This window comes from Natrialbaceae archaeon AArc-T1-2, assembly GCF_030273315.1.
Taxonomy (GTDB): Archaea; Halobacteriota; Halobacteria; order Halobacteriales; family Natrialbaceae; genus Tc-Br11-E2g1.
Genome location: NZ_CP127174.1, coordinates 167,404 through 188,103 on the forward strand (window position 1 = coordinate 167,404; position 20,700 = coordinate 188,103).

General features: G+C 62.0%; 33 protein-coding genes, 1 tRNA gene and 1 pseudogene. 30 read left to right on the forward strand and 5 right to left on the reverse strand.

The genetic code is table 11. The features are described from left to right. Positions 1 to 81: 81 nt before the first annotated feature. Positions 82 to 1,086: a lysylphosphatidylglycerol synthase transmembrane domain-containing protein gene (locus tag QQ977_RS00815; protein ID WP_285926963.1), complete on the reverse strand. Its 1,005-nt coding sequence runs from the start codon at positions 1,084 to 1,086 to the stop codon at positions 82 to 84. Positions 1,087 to 1,290: 204 nt separating this feature from the next. Between QQ977_RS00815 and QQ977_RS00820 the strand changes: the two genes are divergently transcribed. The 3 genes from QQ977_RS00820 to QQ977_RS00830 all read left to right on the forward strand — a co-directional run bounded on the left by QQ977_RS00820 (position 1,291) and on the right by QQ977_RS00830 (position 2,537). After that, positions 1,291 to 1,653 (forward strand): 2Fe-2S iron-sulfur cluster-binding protein, encoded by a 363-nt coding sequence (locus tag QQ977_RS00820; RefSeq protein ID WP_285926964.1) that lies wholly within the window; start codon positions 1,291 to 1,293, stop codon positions 1,651 to 1,653. Between the two features lie 140 nt (positions 1,654 to 1,793). Continuing rightward, complete coding sequence (locus QQ977_RS00825) at positions 1,794 to 2,147, forward strand: hypothetical protein (protein ID WP_285926965.1); 354 nt, start codon at positions 1,794 to 1,796, stop codon at positions 2,145 to 2,147. Positions 2,148 to 2,390: 243 nt separating this feature from the next. Then, complete coding sequence (locus QQ977_RS00830; protein WP_285926966.1) at positions 2,391 to 2,537, forward strand: hypothetical protein; 147 nt, start codon at positions 2,391 to 2,393, stop codon at positions 2,535 to 2,537. A gap of 13 nt (positions 2,538 to 2,550) precedes the next feature. Here the strand turns inward: QQ977_RS00830 and QQ977_RS00835 are convergent. After that, positions 2,551 to 2,621: transfer RNA gene (locus QQ977_RS00835), tRNA-Gly, on the reverse strand. Positions 2,622 to 3,214: 593 nt separating this feature from the next. Here QQ977_RS00835 and QQ977_RS00840 point away from each other — a divergent pair. The 27 genes from QQ977_RS00840 to QQ977_RS00970 are packed head-to-tail and all read left to right on the forward strand — an operon-like array spanning position 3,215 to position 19,449. Continuing rightward, entirely contained in the window at positions 3,215 to 4,072 is an 858-nt protein-coding gene (locus QQ977_RS00840; protein ID WP_285926967.1) for an RNA methyltransferase, read from the forward strand. Positions 4,073 to 4,076: 4 nt separating this feature from the next. After that, positions 4,077 to 5,096 (forward strand): 50S ribosomal protein L3, encoded by a 1,020-nt coding sequence (locus tag QQ977_RS00845; RefSeq protein WP_285926968.1) that lies wholly within the window; start codon positions 4,077 to 4,079, stop codon positions 5,094 to 5,096. A gap of 3 nt (positions 5,097 to 5,099) precedes the next feature. Then, positions 5,100 to 5,852 (forward strand): 50S ribosomal protein L4, encoded by a 753-nt coding sequence (gene rpl4p / locus QQ977_RS00850; RefSeq protein WP_285926969.1) that lies wholly within the window; start codon positions 5,100 to 5,102, stop codon positions 5,850 to 5,852. Further along, the gene (locus QQ977_RS00855; RefSeq protein WP_285926970.1) at positions 5,849 to 6,103 is read left to right on the forward strand and encodes a 50S ribosomal protein L23; all 255 of its coding nucleotides are present in this window, start codon (positions 5,849 to 5,851) and stop codon (positions 6,101 to 6,103) included. The genes rpl4p and QQ977_RS00855 overlap by 4 nt, the downstream gene beginning before the upstream one ends. Before the next feature lie 2 nt (positions 6,104 to 6,105). Then, positions 6,106 to 6,828 (forward strand): 50S ribosomal protein L2, encoded by a 723-nt coding sequence (locus QQ977_RS00860; RefSeq protein ID WP_285926971.1) that lies wholly within the window; start codon positions 6,106 to 6,108, stop codon positions 6,826 to 6,828. Continuing rightward, the gene (locus tag QQ977_RS00865; RefSeq protein WP_285926973.1) at positions 6,825 to 7,250 is read left to right on the forward strand and encodes a 30S ribosomal protein S19; all 426 of its coding nucleotides are present in this window, start codon (positions 6,825 to 6,827) and stop codon (positions 7,248 to 7,250) included. Before QQ977_RS00860 ends, QQ977_RS00865 begins: the two co-directional genes overlap by 4 nt. Positions 7,251 to 7,257: 7 nt before the next feature. Next, complete coding sequence (locus QQ977_RS00870) at positions 7,258 to 7,728, forward strand: 50S ribosomal protein L22 (RefSeq protein WP_285926975.1); 471 nt, start codon at positions 7,258 to 7,260, stop codon at positions 7,726 to 7,728. Further along, complete coding sequence (locus QQ977_RS00875; protein WP_285926976.1) at positions 7,728 to 8,678, forward strand: 30S ribosomal protein S3; 951 nt, start codon at positions 7,728 to 7,730, stop codon at positions 8,676 to 8,678. Before QQ977_RS00870 ends, QQ977_RS00875 begins: the two co-directional genes overlap by 1 nt. Beyond that, the gene (rpmC, locus tag QQ977_RS00880; protein WP_285926977.1) at positions 8,678 to 8,884 is read left to right on the forward strand and encodes a 50S ribosomal protein L29; all 207 of its coding nucleotides are present in this window, start codon (positions 8,678 to 8,680) and stop codon (positions 8,882 to 8,884) included. Before QQ977_RS00875 ends, rpmC begins: the two co-directional genes overlap by 1 nt. 60 nt (positions 8,885 to 8,944) lie before the next feature. Continuing rightward, positions 8,945 to 9,301 (forward strand): ribonuclease P protein component 1, encoded by a 357-nt coding sequence (locus QQ977_RS00885; RefSeq protein ID WP_285926978.1) that lies wholly within the window; start codon positions 8,945 to 8,947, stop codon positions 9,299 to 9,301. Then, complete coding sequence (locus QQ977_RS00890) at positions 9,292 to 9,747, forward strand: 30S ribosomal protein S17 (protein ID WP_285926979.1); 456 nt, start codon at positions 9,292 to 9,294, stop codon at positions 9,745 to 9,747. The genes QQ977_RS00885 and QQ977_RS00890 overlap by 10 nt, the downstream gene beginning before the upstream one ends. Beyond that, positions 9,747 to 10,145 (forward strand): 50S ribosomal protein L14, encoded by a 399-nt coding sequence (locus tag QQ977_RS00895; RefSeq protein ID WP_285926980.1) that lies wholly within the window; start codon positions 9,747 to 9,749, stop codon positions 10,143 to 10,145. The genes QQ977_RS00890 and QQ977_RS00895 overlap by 1 nt, the downstream gene beginning before the upstream one ends. 1 nt (position 10,146) lies before the next feature. Continuing rightward, positions 10,147 to 10,503, forward strand: coding sequence for a 50S ribosomal protein L24 (gene rplX / locus QQ977_RS00900; RefSeq protein ID WP_285926981.1), 357 nt, complete (start codon positions 10,147 to 10,149; stop codon positions 10,501 to 10,503). Beyond that, positions 10,500 to 11,237, forward strand: coding sequence for a 30S ribosomal protein S4e (locus QQ977_RS00905; RefSeq protein WP_285926982.1), 738 nt, complete (start codon positions 10,500 to 10,502; stop codon positions 11,235 to 11,237). Before rplX ends, QQ977_RS00905 begins: the two co-directional genes overlap by 4 nt. After that, positions 11,230 to 11,754: a 50S ribosomal protein L5 gene (locus tag QQ977_RS00910; protein WP_285926984.1), complete on the forward strand. Its 525-nt coding sequence runs from the start codon at positions 11,230 to 11,232 to the stop codon at positions 11,752 to 11,754. Before QQ977_RS00905 ends, QQ977_RS00910 begins: the two co-directional genes overlap by 8 nt. Beyond that, entirely contained in the window at positions 11,751 to 11,933 is a 183-nt protein-coding gene (locus tag QQ977_RS00915; RefSeq protein WP_285926985.1) for a 30S ribosomal protein S14, read from the forward strand. The genes QQ977_RS00910 and QQ977_RS00915 overlap by 4 nt, the downstream gene beginning before the upstream one ends. Further along, positions 11,930 to 12,322, forward strand: coding sequence for a 30S ribosomal protein S8 (locus tag QQ977_RS00920; protein WP_285926986.1), 393 nt, complete (start codon positions 11,930 to 11,932; stop codon positions 12,320 to 12,322). The genes QQ977_RS00915 and QQ977_RS00920 overlap by 4 nt, the downstream gene beginning before the upstream one ends. Positions 12,323 to 12,325: 3 nt before the next feature. Continuing rightward, on the forward strand, positions 12,326 to 12,859 hold the full coding sequence (locus QQ977_RS00925) for a 50S ribosomal protein L6 (protein WP_285926987.1): 534 nt from the start codon (positions 12,326 to 12,328) through the stop codon (positions 12,857 to 12,859). A 3-nt stretch (positions 12,860 to 12,862) separates the two neighbouring features. Continuing rightward, entirely contained in the window at positions 12,863 to 13,585 is a 723-nt protein-coding gene (locus tag QQ977_RS00930) for a 50S ribosomal protein L32e (RefSeq protein WP_285926988.1), read from the forward strand. Beyond that, on the forward strand, positions 13,578 to 14,027 hold the full coding sequence (locus QQ977_RS00935; protein ID WP_285926989.1) for a 50S ribosomal protein L19e: 450 nt from the start codon (positions 13,578 to 13,580) through the stop codon (positions 14,025 to 14,027). The genes QQ977_RS00930 and QQ977_RS00935 overlap by 8 nt, the downstream gene beginning before the upstream one ends. Next, the gene (locus tag QQ977_RS00940; RefSeq protein ID WP_285926991.1) at positions 14,027 to 14,575 is read left to right on the forward strand and encodes a 50S ribosomal protein L18; all 549 of its coding nucleotides are present in this window, start codon (positions 14,027 to 14,029) and stop codon (positions 14,573 to 14,575) included. Before QQ977_RS00935 ends, QQ977_RS00940 begins: the two co-directional genes overlap by 1 nt. Continuing rightward, positions 14,572 to 15,210 (forward strand): 30S ribosomal protein S5, encoded by a 639-nt coding sequence (locus QQ977_RS00945; protein ID WP_285926992.1) that lies wholly within the window; start codon positions 14,572 to 14,574, stop codon positions 15,208 to 15,210. The genes QQ977_RS00940 and QQ977_RS00945 overlap by 4 nt, the downstream gene beginning before the upstream one ends. Then, positions 15,207 to 15,674, forward strand: coding sequence for a 50S ribosomal protein L30 (locus QQ977_RS00950; RefSeq protein WP_285926993.1), 468 nt, complete (start codon positions 15,207 to 15,209; stop codon positions 15,672 to 15,674). Before QQ977_RS00945 ends, QQ977_RS00950 begins: the two co-directional genes overlap by 4 nt. A gap of 2 nt (positions 15,675 to 15,676) precedes the next feature. After that, positions 15,677 to 16,162 carry an uL15m family ribosomal protein gene (locus tag QQ977_RS00955; protein ID WP_285926995.1) on the forward strand — a complete coding sequence of 162 codons (486 nt, stop codon included), beginning with the start codon at positions 15,677 to 15,679 and terminating at the stop codon, positions 16,160 to 16,162. 2 nt (positions 16,163 to 16,164) lie between these two features. Further along, entirely contained in the window at positions 16,165 to 17,625 is a 1,461-nt protein-coding gene (gene secY, locus QQ977_RS00960; RefSeq protein WP_285926996.1) for a preprotein translocase subunit SecY, read from the forward strand. A 44-nt stretch (positions 17,626 to 17,669) separates the two neighbouring features. Then, complete coding sequence (locus QQ977_RS00965; RefSeq protein WP_285926998.1) at positions 17,670 to 18,392, forward strand: hypothetical protein; 723 nt, start codon at positions 17,670 to 17,672, stop codon at positions 18,390 to 18,392. Between the two features lie 16 nt (positions 18,393 to 18,408). Continuing rightward, positions 18,409 to 19,449: a tyrosine-type recombinase/integrase gene (locus tag QQ977_RS00970; RefSeq protein ID WP_285926999.1), complete on the forward strand. Its 1,041-nt coding sequence runs from the start codon at positions 18,409 to 18,411 to the stop codon at positions 19,447 to 19,449. Between the two features lie 117 nt (positions 19,450 to 19,566). Here QQ977_RS00970 and QQ977_RS00975 read toward each other — a convergent pair whose 3' ends face one another. From QQ977_RS00975 to QQ977_RS17255, 3 genes and pseudogenes are all read right to left on the reverse strand, one after another. Next, a complete protein-coding gene (locus tag QQ977_RS00975; RefSeq protein WP_285927000.1) occupies positions 19,567 to 19,899 on the reverse strand; it encodes a hypothetical protein in 333 nt (110 codons plus the stop codon). A gap of 50 nt (positions 19,900 to 19,949) precedes the next feature. Beyond that, a pseudogene (locus QQ977_RS17250) lies at positions 19,950 to 20,201 on the reverse strand (DNA/RNA nuclease SfsA); the annotation flags it as partial. 60 nt (positions 20,202 to 20,261) lie between these two features. Further along, positions 20,262 to 20,663: a hypothetical protein gene (locus tag QQ977_RS17255; protein ID WP_345783344.1), complete on the reverse strand. Its 402-nt coding sequence runs from the start codon at positions 20,661 to 20,663 to the stop codon at positions 20,262 to 20,264. Between the last annotated feature and the right edge of the window lie 37 nt (positions 20,664 to 20,700).

The window sequence follows — 20,700 nt, forward strand, 5'->3', positions numbered from 1 at the left end:
GTGATTCGGTACCGGTGATCGATCGAACGGGGCAGCGATCACCGGTACCACGTTACAACGATCCGTATCAGCCACCTCGGATCAGGTGTGAGCGAGGACGCCGATCGAAGCGAGTCCGCCGACGGCGATCGTGAGCCAGTACGTACAGAGTCGAAAGATGAGCGCGATCGTCAACGCCGCCGCGCCCGACAAACCGCCGAACGCGACCAATCCTCCCGTAACCATCGCCTCGACACCGCCGACACCGCCCGGAGACGGGACGACGAACCCGAGCTTGCCGAGTGCCACGACGAGAGCGACGATCGGGAGGCCGATCTCGTACCCGAGTCCGACCGCGGCGATGTAGACGGGAAGCATGAGAAACGCCATCCCGAGGTGAGCGTAGAGGACCGACACCGCGAGCGTCTTCCGGTCGCGAGTGATAGTGCCGACGGCGTCGTAAAACCCGTCCAGGCGGTCGGTCACGGCCGCACGCGAGAGGACATCGTCGAACCGATCGGTTACCCGTCCGAGGAGACTGCGAGCGATCCCGGTCGCGGTGAGGACGATCCAGTAGACGATACCGGGACGTTGCAAGACGAGAACTGCAAGCGCGACGACGACGACGAACAGACCACCGAACGCGAACAGCTGGGCGACCATGTCGTTTATCGCGCCGCCAGCAGCGATCGCGGCGATCGCTACGAATCCGAACGTGTAGTACGGGATGTAGTTGAGGAGATCGGCCGAGACGATCCCCGCGAATCCGTCCTCGTAAGCCATCTCTTCGTCGTACGAAACGAGGTACGCGACGAACGGCTCCGTCGCGAGCTGTCCGTACGGCGTGACGTACTTGAGGAACATCGCCGTAAGAAAGAGACTGCCGATCCGACGGCGGGACACTCCTTCGGCGACCGTCGAGATCGATCGAATCCAGACGAGACCCCGGAATATCAACGCGAGCAGTCCCGACACGAGCCCGAGTGCGAGAATGCGGTAGTTCGCCGCCGCGAGCTCCGACAGAACGTCCTGGCGGCCGACGAAGCTCACCAGGGCGACGAGAAGGAGGGCTGCCAGACCAAATCCCAGGACGATCTGTCGTTTCACGAACGAACCAACGCGTGGAACAATACAATTATCTTCTGAACGTGACTTTGTAGTGAGGGATACACCGCCGACATCGGCCGACGTCGCGAGGAACGTGCGTCTGGCTGCCGTTCGCTGCCAGCTCGTCGAACGTCGTTTCGAGCGCTTCTACTCCGACAGTGGCCCAACCGACACGCACTTCCATCGAAGACACCCAGACGTGGCATGGAGACGTACACGGTCGAGCTGGAAGTGCCGGACGACGCCGACGTCGACGCTGCGGGTGAGACTGTCACGTTCGAGGTGGGTCCGGACGAATATCTTCTCCCTGCAGCACGGGCGGAAGGCGTCTGGCTCGAGGCCGACTGCCAGCAGGGGTGGTGCACCCGGTGTGCAGCTCGGCTGCTCGAAGGCGACGTCGACCAGGGAGATGCCAAACGATACTACGACGTCGACGAGGCGGAAGGCTTCGTGCTCACCTGCAGGGCAAAGCCCCGGTCAGATCTGCGGCTTCGGGCGTTCAAGTACGACGAGATCCTCGAGCACCGAGCAGCACACGATCTTCCGCCAGGACGGTCGAAACGGTAACACGGAGTGAAATCGTGGCAGGTGACACGAACGTATACGTATCTGTACAGTCTCCATCTGACATAGTTTATTTGACAGGGTATTAATATGCGGCAGCTGCAGGCCGCACTGCAACGTATCGAAGCGTGATACCTCGAGATATGTCACGCCGACGACTCAGTCGACGTAAGCTCATAGCCGCGGCCGGAACAACGAGTGCCCTCTTCATCGCCGGGTGTGTCGACGACGACGACGAACCCGACGACGAGGAGCCCGAACCAGAGCCCGACGACGAGGAGCCCGAACCAGAGCCCGACGACGAGGACGACGAAATAGACGACGAAGACGACGAGATAGACGACGAAGACGACGAGGATGACGAGATGGTCGACGACGAGGACGATGAGGACGACGAAGATGACGAGATGGTCGACGACGAAGACGATGAGGACGACGAAGACGATGAGGACGACGAAGACGACGAGGACGACGAAGACGACGAAGACGACATGTAACAGCTGCTACCAGCAGCACCGAAGTCGCTAACGACGACACCGTGGCGATACTCCTCGGTTGACGTGGTCGTCGCGATTAGGCACGTCAGCCACTTCCGATAGCGGGTAGAGCCCGTGTCCATCCGTTTTCGACCGACTGAACCGAGTAGCCACACCTTCGAGACGAACGACGCCTCGTCGACCAAGTGGTTTACACCACCTTCGCCGGGCGGTTTTTTGAACTTCGGACGGGTAACCTCGACTATGCGAGACGAACAGGAGATCCGCGAGCAGTACGAGTTTCTCAAAGAACAGCTCGAGAGCGAAGAGATGACCCACGACGGTGTCGAGCGGATGTTCACGTACTACAAACGTGCGCTCGGGTGGGTGCTCGAGGAAGAACACATTTGACCGCTCGGAGAAGTGCGCTGGCTGGGATTTGAACCCAGGTTGTGACCATGGCAAGGTCACGTGATACCACTACACTACCAGCGCCCTGTTGCACTTTCAACTACACCGGGAAGGGTGTATAAGGGTTGCGAATCGAGCGCGCCGTGGCGGACGAAACCGTAACACATCTCCGGGGCCGGACACGACTCACGTGACTCCGTTATTCTGCCGTCACGCCCACGTCGCACTCGGGACGGGCGTCGCGATCGACGGTTCTCGAGGCCCGACTGGGCGTCGGGGAGGCAGCGACACGCCCGTGTCCCCGGCGGGTGAGCGCCAGCACGACGAGAAAGCCGCCCTATCGACGACGCCGAGCCAGTCGAGGGGGTGGTGCTCGCGGCGCTCGCGAACGTCGGCCGAAAGCGGCGCCTCGGCGCGGTCGACGCAGGGTGCGGCGAGGGTGATGGCCACAGTAGCCGTGTCGGTCGGTGGCGTGCAAGGCCACTGGAGTTTCCGCCGGGTAGGTATCGCGATCGGCCGCCTCCGCTACCGGTCGACTCCGAGTGACCGTGCCTACGAGTGTCACGAATTTGGGGCTGTGAACGGCTCACAGCCGGGATCGGAATCCGCTATCCTTTTAAGATCCGGTCAGCAAAACATCGCTACAGTCTAGTGACGAGGCACCGAAGCGTCACGGCATGACCGTCAGCGTGCTCGTGCCGTCGTCGCTCGCCCGTGAAGCCGAGGACAAACGCGAGGCAACTCGCAAACTCGGATACGTCGCCCGCGCGGCGACGATCTTCCGGGCAGATCGCCTGATCGTCTTCCCCGATCGGGACGGCGAACGGCGATACGACGGCGGGTTCGTAAGCATCGTACTTCGGTACGCCGCGACGCCGCCGTACCTCCGAAAGGAGGTGTGGGGCAAACGCGACGAACTGGAGTACGCGGGCGTCTTGCCGCCGCTCCGTGCCACGTCACAGACCGGCTCCGAATCGAACGGTTCGGGGTCGTTAAGACAAGGGATCGTGACCGAGGTCGGACCTGATCGGCGCGTCCGGGTCAATTGCGGACTGCAACACCCGATCTCTCTCACCGTGCCGCCGAAAACGGCGCTCGAGGAGGGAGAGCGCGTGACCGTCAGGATCTCTTCGCGACGACCGGTCCGGGCGAAGCTCGAAGACGTGCCCCCACCGGGGTATCGAGTCGAGCAGACGGACCTTTCAGCAGCACTCGGCCGTGAGGACGCCGGCGTCTGCATCGCAGCCTCCCGGTTCGGTGAGGAACTCACCGTGGGACGGCTCGAGACGCTGGCCGGACGCATCGCCAACGACGGGATGACCGTCGCCTTCGGTGCGCCCGAGCGAGGGCTGCCTGACATCCTCGGAATCGAGGCGTCGACCGTGTCGAATACGGACGACGAGACAGACGTCGAACCCACCGCGGATCCGGGGTTCGACCTCTGGGTGAACACGGTTCCGAACCAGGGAAGTGAGGTCGTGCGAACGGAAGAAGCGATGTTCGCCACCCTCGCTCCCCTCTCACTGAGAGCGTGATAGAATGCCACAACAACACGCACCACGCAAAGGCTCACTCGGGTTCGGCCCACGAAAGCGGGCGACAAGCGAGACTCCCCGCTTCAACTCGTGGCCGGACGACGACGGACAGCCGACGCTCCAGGGTTTCGCGGGCTACAAGGCCGGCATGACCCACGTGGTGATGATCGACGACGCGGCTAACTCGCCGACTGAAGGGATGGAACAGACCGTCCCCGTCACCATCGTGGAGACGCCGCCAATGCGCGCCGTTTCCCTGCGTGCGTACGAAGACACACCGTACGGAATGAAGCCGCTCACCGAGGTCTGGACCGACGAGTTCGTTCCCGAACTCGATCGCGTGCTCGACCTCCCTGGTGAGGACTACGACGTCGAGGCCGCCGAAGACGAGCTTCGGGGCTACCTCGAGGAGGGTCGCGTCGCCGACGTGCGCGCGATCACCCACACCGTCCCCGGCGACGTTCCGTCGGTGCCAAAGAAGAAACCCGACGTCATGGAGACCCGGATCGGCGGCGGTTCCACCGAGGAACGCGTCGACTTCGGGCTCGAGTTGCTCACCGACGGCGGCGAGCACACCATGACTGACGTCTTCCGCGCCGGGGAGTACCTCGACGCGAGTGGCGTCACCAAGGGCAAAGGGACCCAGGGTCCCGTCAAGCGATGGGGCGTCCAGAAACGCAAGGGCAAACACGCCCGGCAGGGCTGGCGTCGCCGCATCGGCAACCTCGGCCCCTGGAACCCATCCCGCGTCCGCTCGACGGTCCCCCAGCAGGGTCAGACCGGCTACCACCAGCGGACGGAACTGAACAAGCGCCTCGTCGACGTCGGCGACGGCGCGGACGCAACGGTCGACGGCGGCTTCGTCAACTACGGCGAGGTCGACGGCCCGCACGCGTTGATCAAGGGATCGCTCCCCGGGCCCGAGAAGCGCCTCGTGCGCTTCCGCCCGGCGATCCGACCCGGAGACCAGCCGCGCCTCGACCCCGAGGTCCGGTACGTCTCCACCGCATCCAACCAGGGATAACCCATGCAGGCAACAGTACGTGACCTGGACGGCAGCGAGGCAGGGGAGCTCGAGCTCCCGGCGGTCTTCGAGACACAGTACCGCCCGGATCTCATCGCCCGTGCCGTACGCGTCGCCCAGGCCAACCGAAAACAGGACTACGGTGCCGACGAGTTCGCCGGCCTTCGGACGCCGGCGGAGTCGTTCGGGAGCGGTCGCGGCCAGGCACACGTCCCCCGACAGAACGGACGCGGTCGACGCGTCCCACAGACGGTCGGTGGACGCAAGGCCCACCCCCCGAAAGCCGAGAAGGACTGGACGGAATCGCTCAACGACAAAGAGAAGAAACTGGCCGTCCGCAGCGCCATCGCTGCGACGACCGACGCGTCCCTCGTCGCAGAGCGCGGCCACGAGTTCGACGAGGACACGGAGCTCCCACTCGTCGTCGCAGACGAGTTCGAAGAGCTCGAGAAGACCAAAGAGGTCGTCGCGTTTCTCGAGGACGTCGGCGTCCACGCGGACATCGAACGGGCAGACGAGGGCCGAAACGTCCGCTCGGGTCGCGGCAAGACCCGCGGACGCAAGTACCAGACGCCCACGTCGATCCTGTTCGTGACCTCGAGCGAGGCCGGCCCGTCGCGAGCGGCCCGGAACCTCGCCGGCGCAGACGTCACGACGAGTGCCGAGGTCAACGCGGAAGACCTCGCACCCGGCGCACAGCCCGGACGGCTGACGATCTGGACCGAAAGCGCACTCGAGGAGGTGGCTGACCGATGAGTTCGATCATCGAGCATCCGCTCGTGACCGAGAAGGCGATGGACGACATGGACTTCGAGAACAAGCTCCAGTTCGTCGTCAACGTCGATGCCACCAAACCCGAGATCGCCGACGAAGTCGAGCAGCGTTTCGACGTCGAGGTCGTCAAGATCAACACACAGGTAACGATGGAAGGGAAGAAGAAAGCAACCGTCACGCTGTCCGCCGAGAACGACGCACAGGAAGTCGCCTCGCGAATCGGGGTGTTCTGACGATGGGACGGCGAATCCACGGACAACGACGTGGCCGCGGGACGCCCACCTTCCGGGCCCCGAGCCACCGCTACAAGGCCAAGCTCGATCACAAAAAGGCAGAGGACGACGATGTCGTCCGCGGCGAGGTCGTCGACATCGAACACGACCCCGCGCGGTCGGCGCCGGTCGCCGCGATCGAGTTCGAAGACGGCGAGCAGCGGCTCGTCCTCGCACCCGAAGGGGTCGCGGTCGGCGACGAGATTCAAGTCGGCATCAGCGCGGAGATCGAACCGGGCAACACGCTACCGCTCGCGGAGATCCCCGAAGGTGTGCCGGTCTGTAACGTCGAGGCGAACCCGGGCGACGGCGGCAAATTCGCTCGCGCCTCCGGCGTCAACGCGGACCTGATCACCCACGATCGCGATGCCGCGGTCGTCCAGCTGCCAAGCGGCGAGGTCAAACGCCTCGACCCGCAGTGTCGGGCGACGATCGGCGTCGTCGCAGGCGGTGGACGAACGGAGAAGCCGTTCGTCAAAGCCGGCAACAAGCATCACAAGATGAAAGCGCGCGGCACGACGTGGCCGCGCGTTCGTGGGGTCGCGATGAACGCCGTCGACCACCCATTCGGTGGCGGCGGCCGACAACACCCTGGTCGCCCCAAATCCGTTTCGCGGGACGCCCCGCCGGGACGGAAGGTGGGCGACATCTCCTCCCGGCGTACCGGCCGGGGTGGTAACAAATGAGCCAGGAGTACCGAACCGGCCGCGAGGGTGATGAGTTTACCTACCGTGGCCACACGCTCGAGGAGTTGCAGGACCTAGAGCTCGAGGAGGTCGCGGAACTGCTTCCCGCTCGCCAGCGGCGAACTATCGAACGCGGACTCTCCGTCGAACACCGGAAGCTGCTCGAGGAGGCCCGCGAGAAAGACGAACAGGAGACGGCCAACGCGCCGATCCGCACGCACCTGCGTGACATGCCGGTGGTGCCGGAGTTCGTCGGACTGACGTTCGAGGTCCACACCGGTCAGTCCTTCGAGCGCGTCCGGGTAGAGCCGGAGATGATCGGTCACTACCTCGGCGAGTTCCAGCTGACCCGGACGTCCGTCGAACACGGTCAGGCCGGCATCGGCGCGACCCGCTCGTCGAAGTTCGTCCCACTGAAGTGATCCACGCATGGGAATCAACTACTCGGTCGACGCGGACCCGGATTCCACCGCGAAAGCGATGCTCCGGGAGCGTCCCATGAGTCACAAGCACAGCAAGGAAATCGCCCGCGAAATAAAGGGAAAGACCGTCACCGAGGCCCGGGAGTACCTCGAGGCCGTCCTCGCCGAAGAGGAGTCGGTTCCGCTGAAGTCTCACAACACCGGTGCCGGGCACCGTTCGGACATCGATGGCTGGGACGCCGGCGGCTACCCCGAGAAGGCCTCGAACGAGTTTCTCGATCTCCTCGAGAACGTCGAGGCGAACGCGGACCACCAGGGCTTCGACGGCTCGTCGATGGAGATCGCCCACGTCGCCGCCCACAAGGTCGGCGAACGGGTCGGTCGCAAGCCCCGGGCGATGGGTCGAGCAACGGCGTGGAACACGCCGGAAGTCGACGTCGAGATCGTCGTCGAGGAACCACAGGAGGATGATACGTAATGGCTGACGAACACCAGTTCATCGAGGATGGCCTGCAACGCTCGCAGATAGACGAGTTCTTCCAGGAAGAGCTCGGCCGTGCAGGCTACGGCGGTATGGACGTCGCCAAGACCCCGATGGGGACCCAGATCGTCCTCAAAGCGGAGAAGCCGGGGATGGTCATCGGCAAAGGCGGCGAGAACATTCGGAAGGTCACGACGGCACTCGAGGAGAAGTTCGACCTCGAGGACCCCCAGATCGACGTCCAGGAGGTCGACGAACCCGACCTCAACGCACGGATCGTCGCCGACCGACTGGCGAACGCCCTAGAGCGTGGCTGGTACTTCCGGAAGGCCGGCCACACCACCCTCGAGCGGATCATGGACGCCGGTGCGCTGGGCGCGGAGATCGTCCTCTCCGGGAAGGTCACGGGTGCCCGCTCACGGGTCGAGAAGTTCAACGCCGGCTACATCAAACACAACGGCGAACCCGCCGAGTCGATCGTCGACGAGGGCCAAGGCGTCGCCGTCATGAAACTCGGGACGATCGGCGTGACGGTGAAGATCATCCCGCCGGGTGCCGAGCTGCCAGACGACTTCCGCATCGAGGAAGACGTCGACCCCGAAGAGCTCGTCCCCGAGGCCGTCGAGGCAAACGAGGGCGTCGAGGAACTGCTCGAGGGCGAACCCGAGGAAGCCGAGGCGGCTGCCGAGGAACTCGAGGAGCCGGCTGAGGAGGCCGAGCCCGCCGAGGAAGACGTCGTCGACGAGGAGGTCGTCGAGGAAGTCATCGAAGAGGACGTCACAGAAGACGCCGACGAGGAGTTCGAGGAAGTCGAGGTCCCCGGCGACGACGACGTCGAGGACGAACTCGAGGAGCTCGAAGAAGACGTCGAGGCCGAAGCCGAAGAGCTGATGGCCGAGATGGACGAGGACGAGAGCACGGACGACGACGAGGGAGGTGATGCCTGATGGCGATCCTGCACGTCGAGGAGATCCGTGACATGACCCCTGCCGAACGGCAGGCCGAACTCGAGGAACTCGAAACGGAACTGCTCAACGCCAAGGCAGTGCTGGCCGCCGGTGGTGCCCCGGAGAACCCGGGCGAGATCGGCGAGCTGAAACGGACCATCGCGCGGATCAAGACGATTCAGCGCGAGGAGGGCGATCTCGAATGAGATCGAACATCCGAACGGGCGACGCCCGTGAAGAAGGCGATCTCGACGAGGAGTAACGAAATGGCACTGACACCCGAGACGTTGCCGCGACACGAACTCAACGGCCTCCCGGTACGGGTCGTCGACAGTGACGATCCCGGAACGGTTGGCCTCGAGGGACGCGTCGTCGTCGAGACGACGAACACCCTCCAGATAGCGGTGTGCGAGAACGGCAGCTCTCGGGTCGTCCAGGTGCCGAAATCGGGCTCGACGTTCGAGTTCGCGATCACAGATGACGCCGCCGACTACCGCGAGGAGTTGGGGACCGCGTCCGAACTGGCCGGCGAGGACGTGGCCTACGTTACGGTCGATGGATCGCGACTGCTCTCACGACCCGCCCGACGTACGGAAACGAGTGGTGATTCACCATGGCAATAGGATTAGATGTTGAAACCCCTCCGGAACCAGAAAACCCGGGGGAGTACGACTACGAGAAGTGTCCGTTCTACGGCGAGCTCTCGGTTCGAGGTCAGATCCTCGAGGGCACCGTCGTCTCGACGGACATGGAAAAGACCGTAGTCGTCGAACGAGAGTACGACGTCGCGGTTCCGAAGTATGACCGCAAGATGAAACGTCGCTCGCGCATCCCGGCGCACGTACCGGGCGTGCTCGAGCCGCTCTCGGTCGGTGACACGGTCAAGATCGCAGAGACCCGACCACTGTCGAAGACCAAATCGCACGTGGTCGTCGAAGTAACCGAAGAAGCGACCGCCGAGGACGTTGCCGAGCTCACCCGTCAGGCCGAGCCTGAACAGGAGATCTCGGACGAGGACCTCGTTGCGGGCGAACCCGAAGCGGAAGACGAAAACGAGGGTGATCAGTGATGGAGGCGATGAAAGCAGACGTCACGCAGGGCCTGAAGAAGGGCTCGCTGGTCACGTGTGCCGACAACACCGGCGCGCGTGAGCTGAAGGTCATCAGCGTCTCGGGCTATCACGGTACCAAGAACCGCCAGCCGAAGGCGGGGATCGGTGACAAGGTGACCGTCTCGGTCACGAAGGGAACTCCCGAGATGCGCCGTCAGGTCTTAGAGGCCGTCGTCGTCCGTCAGCGGCAATCGATCCGCCGGCCCGACGGCACGCGCCTGAAGTTCGAGGACAACGCGGCGGTCATCATCGACGAGAACGAAGAGCCACGCGGCACCGAGATCAAGGGCCCGATCGCCCGCGAGGTCGCAGAGCGCTTCGGAGCAATCGCGAGTACAGCTACGATGATCGTTTAGCATGAGCAAACAACCACGCAAACAGCGAAACGAAACTGAGCGTGCCCCGCTGCACAAGCGACAGACGCAGCTTCGTGCGACGCTCTCTGAGGAACTCCGTGAGGAGTACGGCCGACGTCGGGCCCGCGTCAACGCGGGCGACACCGTCGAGGTCATGCGTGGCGACCACGCCGGCGAGGAAGGCGAGGTCGTCCAGGCAATCCTCAAAGACGGCGTCATCCACGTCGAAGACGTCACGGTCGAGACGGCCGACGGCGAGGAGGTCCCACGACCGCTCGAGCCGTCGAACGTCCGGATCATGGAGCTTGACCTCTCCGACGAGCGTCGCGAGGCACGCCTCGAAGGTGATAACGAATGACGAACCACCAGAAGCGACTCTCGGTACCGAAATCTTGGCCGGTCGAACGCAAGACCGACACCTTCACCGTCAAGGCCGGCGCTGGCCCTCACGGTGAGGACGGCGTTCCGCTGCTAATCTTGCTGCGGGACGTCCTCGGATACGTCGACTCCCGGAAGGAAGCCCGCTACGCGCTGTCGGAAGACGGCGTCCTCGTCAACGGCGATGCCGTAAGCGACGAGGAGCGACCGATCGGGATGTTCGATATCCTGGCGTTCCCGGCCCGCGAAGAGTACTTCCGTGTCTTCCCCGACGAGGGCGGTCGGCTCTCGCTGACGCCGATCGACGAGGACGCGGCAGAGAGCCGCCTCGGAAAGGTCGAGGACAAACGCCAGGTCCCCGGCGGCGACACGCAGCTGTCGCTGCACGACGGGACGAACGTCGTCGTCGACGAGGAGGACTACAGCCCGAACGACTCCATCGTCATCGACAACGACGACAAGTCGATCGTCGCACACTTCCCCTACGAGGACGGTGCACTCGTCACTGCCGTCCGTGGCAACCACGCCGGCAAGATCGGCGAGGTCGACTCGATCGACGTCACGAAAGGCAGCGGCTCGAACATCGTCCACGTCAGCGACGGGGACGAGGAGTTCGAGACCGTCGAGGAGTACGTCGTCGTCATCGACGAGAACTTCACGGACGACGATTCGTCCGACGACACCGTGACCACGACGGGTGATGACGATGAGTGACGCCGAAACCGAGTTCCACGAGATGCGCGAACCTCGCGTCGAGAAGGTCGTCGTCCACATGGGCGTCGGTCAGGGCGGTCGCGAACTCGGGACGGCCGAAGAGATTATCGAGGCAATCACCGACCAACAGAGCGTCCGCACCCAGGCGAAAAAGACCGAACCCGACTTCGGCATCCGCCAGGGCGATCCGATCGGCACGAAGGTCACGCTCCGTGGCGAGGACGCCCACGAGTTCCTCGAGACTGCGCTCCCGCTTGCGGACCTCTCGGCGAGCCAGTTCGACGACACGGGCAACTTCAGCTTCGGGGTCGAGGAACACACCGACTTCCCGAGCCAGGAGTACGATCCGAACGTCGGAATCTACGGGCTGGACGTCACCGTCAACCTGGTGCGTCCCGGCTACCGCGTCGCGAAACGCGACAAGGCCACCCGACCGATTCCCTCGCGGCACCGACTGTCGCCCGAGGACGCGATTCGCTTCCTCGAGGCGAACTTCGACGTGGAGGTCACAGCATGAGCGAAAGCGAAACCGAGAACGAACGAACGGGCGAACACGCCAGCAAGCGCACGGGCCAGGAGGAAGCGTGCCCGCGCTGCGGTCGAAAGCAGGGACTCGTCGGAAAGTACGACATCAACCTCTGCCGACAGTGTTTCCGCGAGATCGCCCGCGACATGGGATTCAGGAAGTACAGATGACAGGGAACGACCCACTTAGCAACGCGCTCTCGGGACTCGCAAACGCCGAGAGTGTCGGCCACCTAAGCCACGAGGTACAGCCCGCCTCGAACGAGATCGGACAGGTGCTCGAGGTCTTCTACGACCGCGGGTACATCGACGGCTTCGAGTACGTCGACGACGGCAAAGCCGGTCGGTTCGAGGTCGAACTGAAAGGAGCGATCAACGAGTGTGGCCCCGTCAAGCCCCGCTACAGTGCCAGTGCCGACGAGTTCGAGACGTGGGAGAAGCGCTTTCTCCCCGCTCGGGACTTCGGCGCGCTCGTCGTCACGACGAGTCACGGCATCATGAGCCACTACGAGGCTCGCGAACAGGGTATCGGGGGCCAGGTGATCGCGTACGTCTACTAAGCTATGCGAGTCGAACTGGAAATCCCCGACGACGTAACCGCCGAGGTAGACCATCTCGACCTGACCGTCGAGGGACCGGAAGGAGCCGTGACGCGGCGTCTCTGGTACCCCGACGTTTCGGTCGAGGTCGAAGACGACCACGTGGTCATCGAGAGCGAATCCGGCGACGCAAAGACCGCGTCGACGGTCGGAACCTTCGAGAGCCACATCGAGAACGCCTTCCACGGCGTGACCGAGGGCTGGGAGTACGAGATGGAAGTCTTCTACTCTCACTTCCCGATGCAGGTCCGTGCGGAAGGCGAGGAGGTCGTTATCGAGAACTTCCTCGGTGAGAAAGCACCGCGACGAACGACTATCCACGGTGATACGGACGTCTCCGTCGACGGAGAGACAGTCGTTCTCTCCGGTCCCGACAAGGAAAACGTTGGACAGACTGCCGCCGACATCGAGCAACTGACGAAAGTCAGCGGCAAGGACACCCGCGTCTTCCAGGACGGCGTCTACATCACCCAGAAGCCGGAGAAAGGAGGTGTCTGATAGATGACAGACGAAGATACCGACGAACCACAGGAACTCGAGGACATAAGCGGCGTCGGTGCGAGCAAAGCCGACGCGCTTCGTGAGGCCGGCTTCGAGTCCATCGAGGACGTCAAGGAGGCCTCCCAAGACGATCTGGCCGAGGCCGACGGCATCGGCAACGCGCTCGCTGCGCGTATCAAAGCCGACGTCGGCGACCTCGAGGTCGAAGAGGAAACCGAAGCCGAGATCGAAGACGAGGCCGTCGAAGCCGACGAAGAGCCGGACGAAGACGTCGAGACCGAACTGCAGCCCCGCGGGCTGACCGAGAAGACGCCCGAACTCACCGACGAGGAAGAGACACTGCTGGCCCGTCGGAAACGCGAGGGCAAGCCGCAGTTCAACCGACAGGACTACCACATGAAAAAGCGGACGCCGGAGTCCTGGCGTCGTCCCCGCGGCCAGCTGTCGAAACAGCGCCGTGGCGTCAAGGGCAAGGGGCCGACCGTCGAGGCCGGCTTCCGTACGCCCAAAGCCGTCCGTGGGAAACACCCGAGCGGCTTCGAGGAGGTCTACGTCGAGAACGCAGACGACTTAGAAGGCGTCGACGGCTCCCGCGAGGCTGTCCGGATCGGCTCCTCGGTCGGTGCTCGCAAGCGCGAGCGTATCGAAGAGGTTGCAGAAGAGGAGGGCATTCGCGTCCTGAACCCGACCTACGAGGAAGTCGAGGTGGCATCCAATGACTGATCTGAGTGCACAGAAACGACTCGCGGCCGACGTCCTCGACGTCGGCGAGAACAAGATCTGGCTCGATCCGGACGCCCAGGGCGAGATCGCCGAAGCGATCACGCGCGAGGAGGTCCGTGACCTCGTCGACGACGGCCTCATCCAGGCCGAAGAGGCCCGGGGCAACTCGCGTGGCCGTGCCCGCGAGCGCAACGCAAAACGCGCCTACGGACACCAGAAAGGCCCGGGCAAACGCAAGGGCAAGAAAGGCGCACGCCAGAACGAGAAAGACGACTGGCAGAACAAGATTCGCGCGCAGCGCCGGAAACTGCGTGAACTCCGAGACAAAGGCGAGCTGACGCCCGCCCAGTACCGCGAGCTCTACAAGAAGGCTGGCGGTGGGGAGTTCCGTAGCGTCCGGTACCTGCTGAACTACATCGACGACAACTACGGTGACGACTAATGGCGACAGGACCACGATACAAGGTGCCGATGCGGCGTCGCCGCGAGGTCCGGACGGACTACCACCAGAGGTTGCGCCTGCTGAAATCGGGCAAGCCCCGGCTGGTCGCTCGCAAGAGCAACCGACACACTACGGCGCAGCTGATCACTCCGGGCCCGCAGGGCGATGAGACACTCGCGAGCGCACACTCGAGCGACTTAGAGGAGTTCGGCTGGGACGCCCCAACGGGCAACCTCCCGGCTGCGTACCTCACCGGCCTGCTGGCCGGCAAACGAGCGCTCGAGGCAGGCGTCGAGGAGGCCGTGCTCGATATCGGCCTCAACACGGCGACGCCTGGCAACAAGGTGTTCGCTGTACAGGAAGGGGCGATCGACGCTGGCCTCGAGATCCCACACAACGACAGCGTCCTCGCGGACTGGTCGCGTACGCGTGGCGAGCACATCGCCGAGTACGCCGAACAGCTCGAGGAGCCGCTGTACAGCGGTGATTTCGACGCCACCGAACTACCCGAACACTTCGATGAGGTACGAGAGGCGATCCTAGAATGAGTGGAAACGACTACGACGACGGCTGGCAGCCTGTCACCCGTCTCGGAACGAAAGTACAGGAGGGCGAGATCGACACGATGGAAGATGCCCTCAACTCGGGGCTCCCACTGAAAGAGCCCGAGATCGTCGATCAGCTCCTGCCGGGGCTCGACGACGAGGTGCTCGACATCAACATGGTCCAGCGGATGACCGACTCCGGACGCCGGGTCAAGTTCCGCTGTGTCGTCTCCGTCGGCAACCGCGACGGCTTCGTCGGCTACGCCGAGGGACGCGACGATCAGGTCGGGGCTGCCATCCAGAAAGCGATCGGTATCGCCAAGCTGAACATGATCCAGGTGCCACGCGGCTCCGGCTCCTGGGAGGACCGCTCTGACCGACCACACTCGCTGACCCACCGAACGACCGGCAAGGCCGGATCGGTCGAGGTCGAGGTCGTCCCCGCCCCCGAAGGGCTCGGACTGGCCGCAAGCGACACCGTTCGAGCAGTGCTCGAACTCGCTGGCATCGAAAACGCCTGGACCAAAAGCCACGGCAACACCCGGACGACGGTGAACCTCGCGAAAGCGACGTTCAACGCCTTAGAGAACGCATCCCAGTCGCGACAGCCACGCAGCCGTGAGGTGGTCGAACGATGAAGGCGATCGTCCAGCTTCGCGGTGAAGTCGATCGGTCAGATGCCGTCGACGACACCCTCGAGATGCTGAACATCCCGAAAGTCAACCACGCGACCGTCGTCCCGGACACCGACGCCTACCGCGGCATGATCACGAAGGTCAACGACTACGTCGCCTACGGGGAGCCAAGCGAAGCGGTCCTCGAGACGCTGCTGTCGAAACGCGCCGAGCCGCTCGAGGGCGACCAGTCCGATGTCGACGAGGAGTGGCTCGCTGAGAACACCGACTACGACGATTTCGAGGCGCTGACGGAGGCACTGCTCGACGAGGAGACGACGCTTCGCGAGCAGGGGCTGTCACCGACGCTACGACTGCACCCGCCCCGTGGTGGCCACGACGGCGTCAAACACCCCACGGTCGAGGGCGGGCAACTCGGAAAACATACAACGGAGGAAATCAACGCCCTCCTAGAATCGATGCGATAACAATGACGAGCAAGAAACGACGCCAGCGCGGCTCGCGAACACACAGTGGCGGGAGCCACAAGAACCGCCGCGGTGCAGGCCACCGTGGCGGTCGCGGCCGTGCCGGGCGGAGCAAACACGAGTTCCACAACTACGAACCGAAGCAGAAACACGGCTTCAAGCGTCCACAGGACATCCGCGAGGAGGTCCTCGAGGTGGAGGTCAAGAAACTCGACGAGGACGCGATCCTCTACGCCGCAGAGGGCGTCGCCGAAGAGACCGACGACGGCTACCGGATCGACGCTCGCGACGTCGTCGAGGACGGCCACGAGACGGACGTCGTGAAGGTACTTGGCAACGGCCAGGTCCGCAACAGCCTCGAGGTCGTCGCGGACGCCTTCAGCGAGACGGCACGCGAGAAACTCGAGGAGGCCGGCGGCGAGGCCGTCCTCTCAGAGCGTGCCCAAGCGCAGGAAGCCGACGACGAAGACGAAACTGACACCGAGTAACTATGGGATGGAAGGAAGCCGCCGAACCGGTCTTGACGCGGATGCCCGCCGTCCAGCGTCCGGAGGGGCACGTCCCCTTCAAGCGGAAGCTGGCGTGGACGGCCGGCATCCTCGTGTTGTACTTTTTCCTGACGAACATCACGCTGCTTGGCCTGCAGGCCGAGGCAGCGACGGACCTCTTCGGCGAGTTCCGTGCGATCCTCGCGGGTGAGCACGGCTCGCTGATGCAGGTCGGTATCGGCCCGATCGTCACGGCCAGCATCGTCATGCAGCTGCTCGGCGGTGCGAACCTCCTCGGTCTCGACACCGACGACCCGCGGGACCAGGTCCTCTATCAGGGCTTGCAGAAGCTGCTGGTTATCGTGATGACGGCGCTGACCGCGCTGCCGATGGTGTTCGCCGGCGGGTTCCTTCCAGCCCAGCCCCAGCTCCAGCTTGGCGGTCTCACGCTCGGGTTAACCGGCGTCCAGCTGGTGTTGTTCGCCCAGATCTTCGTCGGCGGCATCCTCATCCTCTACATGGACGAGGTCGTAAGCAAGTGGGGCGTCGGCAGCGGTGTCGGCCTGTTCATCATCGCCGGCGTGAGCCAGATGCTCGTCGCTGGCTTCCTCTCGCTGAGTGAGGAAGGCTTCTTCTACAGCTGGTATCTCATCCTCAGCGGGCAGGCCGAGATCGGCTCGCTCGTCACCGGCGACGGGCTGTACGCCATCTTCCTCGGTCAGGGGGAGATCATCGCGCTGTTGACGACGGTCCTGATCTTTGGGATCGTCGTCTACGCGGAGTCGGTTCGGGTCGAGATTCCCCTGAGCCACGCCCGCGTGAAGGGTGCTCGCGGTCGCTTCCCAGTGAAGCTCATCTACGCGAGCGTCCTGCCGATGATCCTCGTTCGCGCAGTGCAGGCGAACATCCAGTTCATGGGACAGATCCTCGCGACCCAGTGGCCCGGCATGCCCGGCTGGCTCGGCCAGTACGCCGACGGACAGCCGACCGGCGGGTTCTTCTATTACACCGCACCGATCTACTCGCCGGACGACTGGATGTGGTGGACTGCCGCCGTCACCCAGGAGTGGTGGCAGGTAATGATCCGCGTGAGCGTCGACCTGACGTTCATGGTCATCGGCGGCGCGATCTTCGCGATCTTCTGGGTCGAAACGACCAACATGGGTCCGGAAGCCACCGCGAAACAGATCCAAAACTCCGGGATGCAGATCCCCGGCTTCCGACAGAACGTCGGCGTCGTCGAGAAGGTCATGGAGCGGTACATCCCGCAGGTGACCGTCATCGGCGGTGCCCTGGTCGGCTTGCTCGCCGTCTGGGCGAACATGCTCGGTACTATCGGAGCCGTCACGGGAACGGGTCTACTGCTTGCCGTCTCCATTACGTACAAACTGTACGAGGAGATAGCCGAGGAGCAGATGATGGAGATGCATCCGATGATGCGCCAGATGTTCGGTAATGACTGAACACAGTGTGAACACTTAATTGGGAAGCCCTCTAACGGCTTCCCATGCCCCCCGATGAAGAAGACTTAGAGGACATTTCTCCACACATCCGAATCAGGATCGACCCTCAAAAAAAGAAGGAGTGGCTCGAATACGCGGAGAAACATCACCATGGTAATCTGACTGGCCTGATTAAACACGCCGTCGACAACACGATCGGTGATACGTGGGTGCTAAAAGACAAACATCATTCTGGGACGGAGACCGATACCTCGGAGTTGGAAGAGGGTGTGACTGAGATCACCGACAGGCTATCTATAGTTGAGCGGAAGCTTGACGATCTGGCATTGCACTCTAGTGAAGAATCAGATTCAGAGTTCAGTCGAGATGAGCTAATCAAATTAGCTAATCGCTGCCAAGACTTACTGCCCCGACTTCAAAGCGAGATCCAGTTTCCACCGTTACGACAGGGATTCTCGGTTCAGCTTCGAGAAGTCCCGGATGATTTCCTACAGGACGGGCCATCGAAGAGTAGTGAAAATAGCTTAGCACGAAGTAGAGCAAAGATTACCGGTCGGGCAGAAGATCTTGCGGATGCTCTTGACAAACCGTCCCACCAAGTACGGCAGGCACTCGCTTTCCTTGAACAGACCGAGACAGGGGCGGTCGTTGAAAGCACTATTGATGACGGAGAACGACGATGGTTTATCCGTGATCCGGATGCAGTCCCGGACTTTAGTTTTTTGAAGCAGAACCAGCCAGATCAAGAGACTGATGATCAACATTGATCACTAGGTGGTCCATATGAAAAGAAACGACAAAGCACAGTTCACATCAGAGCGTGAACTTTCTGGGAAGTACAAGGAACTATATGACGATTACAGCGGGTGGATAACGGCCACGAGTAAGAAACAGACAACGACGGATCGGTTGAAAGAGGGAGTGAAGGCTTGGCTTTACTGGTGTCTTGAAGAAGATATTGATCCGGCTGCAGCTGAGAAGAGAACTGTCAACGCATATATTCGAAGAATGATCAGAGATGAGTACGCTGATACAACGATCACTCGTCGGTTCTATTCTGTTTCCAAGTATTACCATTTTCTCATCAATGACCCGTCTAGAGAATTTGAGCTTGACAATCCAACAGCTGACATCAGTCTCCCTAAGGATCACAATATAAAGAATGTGAGTGAGTACCACCGTGTTCTTGATCTCGATGGCCGAAAAGACATCATTGCTCCGTCTTTTGAACAGCTCAAACCGATCTTCGAACACGTGCCCGGTAAGAAGGATTTCACGAAAGTCAGGAATGAACTCATCTGTCGTCTTCTTTGGCAGACGGCCGTTCGAAGTGACGAATTGAGTCGGATTCGACTCGATAATATCTCGTGGGACGACAGGGATATTGAATTACGATCTGCGAAGCTCAATCGAAGAGATCACCCGGATCTATACTATAGACACGTCTGGTGGGAACCGAACATCGATTATCTGATGCACAGATGGAGATCGATACGAGAAGGGGAATCCCCGTACCTGTTTATTGGCGAAAGAGGTGACCAGCTTGAGCCGTCCTATATTAGCCGAATCGTGAAGGAAGCAGCGCACAACGCAGAAATTCAGGAGCCGCTAACTAGAGAGGCTGATGGTAGCGTGAAACAATGGCTATACACGGCACACAGACTCCGACATAGCCGCATCACGCAATTGGCCAATAAAACCGACATGGATCTGAATTTTATCCGCATGATGGCGGGCCACGCTTCGATGGATACGACACTAAGTTATGTGGATCCAGACTGGGATGAGGCTCAGGCAGCATTTCATAAGGCCACAGAGGGTTAGCACTGGTTTCTAAACTCCAACATCTGGCGCACCATACAGAAAATGAGGGACCTTGGGACTCGTGCGGCTGGAGCGAGCGCCGGCGATGACCGCAACGAAGAACCGGTCTGCTCGCGGTTACGCTTCGTCAAGAATCTGTTCCAAGAGTCCCGGTAGATCGTTGATTCGCTGCCATCCGGCGTCCTCTTCTACGTGTTCTTCAATGATGGAGATCTGCTCGAAGTAGTCGTCCAGAACTTCAGCGCGTTCCATCGCAAGAGGTGGCGAGCAGTAGTCCTCTTCGATCCAAACGGCTTCATCAGTCTCTGGATCGTACCGAGCCTTCTCCAGCGCCCGTGTCATAGCGCGACCAAACGGCTCCATCGCTTCGACCTCGCCGCTGTCGAGGCGTTCGCGGAGCTCTTCCAGTCGCTGGTTATTGGGACGGGCGCGCACGAATCGCTTTGCCATAGGCGGATCTTGGTGGCGCTCACTAATCAACCCTCAGCCACAATCCACCGTTAGTCGAGGTCAATCGGGAGTTCGTCGTTCTGAAGTCGGTAGTGGGGTGGTTCGAATGTGGTAGTGATGGCGTGCACCTCTACGCCCGCATCACGCACACGGGAAAGCAAGTCTGCGAAGTCAGGATCTACTTCCCGGTATGGGCGGAAACGTTCGACATCAGGGCGCTGAACGACGAAGACGACATGGGTTTCGTACCCGTCTTCATGGAGTTTTTCGAGGCTTTGGAGATGACGACGGCCTCGTTCAGTCTGCCGGTCAGGAAATTTGGCAGTTCCATCTTCGACGTGCGTACAGGATTTGACCTCAACTTACGCAGTGTCACCGTCTGGTGTCGTGAGCCGGAAATCTGTTCTCCCGTGATCTGGGAGCGAGGGTTCGCGCTCACGGACTGTGTACTCAGCGAATGCTGGGATGGCATCGCGGCCGAGCGCGCGTTCAAACAGATCGTTTGCTAGCGCTGTGCGGACACTCACGTACACATTATCAACGACGACCGCGATCGCGTCGTAATCTGTCGCTCGTTCGGTATCGCTGACGGGCGAGCAGAGCATCTTGTGTCCCGGCTCAACATTTTCTTTGAGGGCACCGGGATCGCCGAGAAACACGCGTTCGGGTGTGTCACCGAAACGAACGCGAACAACGAAGCGATTCGGCCGATCAACGATAGTTCCCGTCAGCAACTCCCTATCGATCGTGAGTAGTTTCGTCATGCTATTGCTGGTGAATTACTGCGCTATACGTCGTTGG

What these genes read in the sequence shown, in the direction of transcription:
- QQ977_RS00925 (WP_285926987.1), top strand. Translation starts at nt 12,326, where the DNA reads ATGCGAGTCGAACTGGAAATCCCCGACGACGTAACCGCCGAGGTAGAC.
- QQ977_RS00950 (WP_285926993.1), top strand. Translation starts at nt 15,207, where the DNA reads ATGAAGGCGATCGTCCAGCTTCGCGGTGAAGTCGATCGGTCAGATGCC.
- QQ977_RS00830 (WP_285926966.1), top strand. Translation starts at nt 2,391, where the DNA reads ATGCGAGACGAACAGGAGATCCGCGAGCAGTACGAGTTTCTCAAAGAA.
- QQ977_RS00905 (WP_285926982.1), top strand. Translation starts at nt 10,500, where the DNA reads ATGACGAACCACCAGAAGCGACTCTCGGTACCGAAATCTTGGCCGGTC.
- QQ977_RS00930 (WP_285926988.1), top strand. Translation starts at nt 12,863, where the DNA reads ATGACAGACGAAGATACCGACGAACCACAGGAACTCGAGGACATAAGC.
- QQ977_RS00845 (WP_285926968.1), top strand. Translation starts at nt 4,077, where the DNA reads ATGCCACAACAACACGCACCACGCAAAGGCTCACTCGGGTTCGGCCCA.
- QQ977_RS00860 (WP_285926971.1), top strand. Translation starts at nt 6,106, where the DNA reads ATGGGACGGCGAATCCACGGACAACGACGTGGCCGCGGGACGCCCACC.
- QQ977_RS00885 (WP_285926978.1), top strand. Translation starts at nt 8,945, where the DNA reads ATGGCACTGACACCCGAGACGTTGCCGCGACACGAACTCAACGGCCTC.
- QQ977_RS00865 (WP_285926973.1), top strand. Translation starts at nt 6,825, where the DNA reads ATGAGCCAGGAGTACCGAACCGGCCGCGAGGGTGATGAGTTTACCTAC.
- secY (WP_285926996.1), top strand. Translation starts at nt 16,165, where the DNA reads ATGGGATGGAAGGAAGCCGCCGAACCGGTCTTGACGCGGATGCCCGCC.
- QQ977_RS00825 (WP_285926965.1), top strand. Translation starts at nt 1,794, where the DNA reads ATGTCACGCCGACGACTCAGTCGACGTAAGCTCATAGCCGCGGCCGGA.
- rplX (WP_285926981.1), top strand. Translation starts at nt 10,147, where the DNA reads ATGAGCAAACAACCACGCAAACAGCGAAACGAAACTGAGCGTGCCCCG.
- QQ977_RS00935 (WP_285926989.1), top strand. Translation starts at nt 13,578, where the DNA reads ATGACTGATCTGAGTGCACAGAAACGACTCGCGGCCGACGTCCTCGAC.
- QQ977_RS00890 (WP_285926979.1), top strand. Translation starts at nt 9,292, where the DNA reads ATGGCAATAGGATTAGATGTTGAAACCCCTCCGGAACCAGAAAACCCG.
- QQ977_RS00855 (WP_285926970.1), top strand. Translation starts at nt 5,849, where the DNA reads ATGAGTTCGATCATCGAGCATCCGCTCGTGACCGAGAAGGCGATGGAC.
- QQ977_RS00970 (WP_285926999.1), top strand. Translation starts at nt 18,409, where the DNA reads ATGAAAAGAAACGACAAAGCACAGTTCACATCAGAGCGTGAACTTTCT.
- QQ977_RS00875 (WP_285926976.1), top strand. Translation starts at nt 7,728, where the DNA reads ATGGCTGACGAACACCAGTTCATCGAGGATGGCCTGCAACGCTCGCAG.
- QQ977_RS00910 (WP_285926984.1), top strand. Translation starts at nt 11,230, where the DNA reads ATGAGTGACGCCGAAACCGAGTTCCACGAGATGCGCGAACCTCGCGTC.
- QQ977_RS00915 (WP_285926985.1), top strand. Translation starts at nt 11,751, where the DNA reads ATGAGCGAAAGCGAAACCGAGAACGAACGAACGGGCGAACACGCCAGC.
- QQ977_RS00940 (WP_285926991.1), top strand. Translation starts at nt 14,027, where the DNA reads ATGGCGACAGGACCACGATACAAGGTGCCGATGCGGCGTCGCCGCGAG.
- QQ977_RS00840 (WP_285926967.1), top strand. Translation starts at nt 3,215, where the DNA reads ATGACCGTCAGCGTGCTCGTGCCGTCGTCGCTCGCCCGTGAAGCCGAG.
- QQ977_RS00920 (WP_285926986.1), top strand. Translation starts at nt 11,930, where the DNA reads ATGACAGGGAACGACCCACTTAGCAACGCGCTCTCGGGACTCGCAAAC.
- QQ977_RS17255 (WP_345783344.1), bottom strand. Translation starts at nt 20,663, where the DNA reads ATGACGAAACTACTCACGATCGATAGGGAGTTGCTGACGGGAACTATC.
- QQ977_RS00965 (WP_285926998.1), top strand. Translation starts at nt 17,670, where the DNA reads ATGCCCCCCGATGAAGAAGACTTAGAGGACATTTCTCCACACATCCGA.
- QQ977_RS00975 (WP_285927000.1), bottom strand. Translation starts at nt 19,899, where the DNA reads ATGGCAAAGCGATTCGTGCGCGCCCGTCCCAATAACCAGCGACTGGAA.
- rpmC (WP_285926977.1), top strand. Translation starts at nt 8,678, where the DNA reads ATGGCGATCCTGCACGTCGAGGAGATCCGTGACATGACCCCTGCCGAA.
- QQ977_RS00945 (WP_285926992.1), top strand. Translation starts at nt 14,572, where the DNA reads ATGAGTGGAAACGACTACGACGACGGCTGGCAGCCTGTCACCCGTCTC.
- QQ977_RS00820 (WP_285926964.1), top strand. Translation starts at nt 1,291, where the DNA reads ATGGAGACGTACACGGTCGAGCTGGAAGTGCCGGACGACGCCGACGTC.
- QQ977_RS00955 (WP_285926995.1), top strand. Translation starts at nt 15,677, where the DNA reads ATGACGAGCAAGAAACGACGCCAGCGCGGCTCGCGAACACACAGTGGC.
- rpl4p (WP_285926969.1), top strand. Translation starts at nt 5,100, where the DNA reads ATGCAGGCAACAGTACGTGACCTGGACGGCAGCGAGGCAGGGGAGCTC.
- QQ977_RS00870 (WP_285926975.1), top strand. Translation starts at nt 7,258, where the DNA reads ATGGGAATCAACTACTCGGTCGACGCGGACCCGGATTCCACCGCGAAA.
- QQ977_RS00895 (WP_285926980.1), top strand. Translation starts at nt 9,747, where the DNA reads ATGGAGGCGATGAAAGCAGACGTCACGCAGGGCCTGAAGAAGGGCTCG.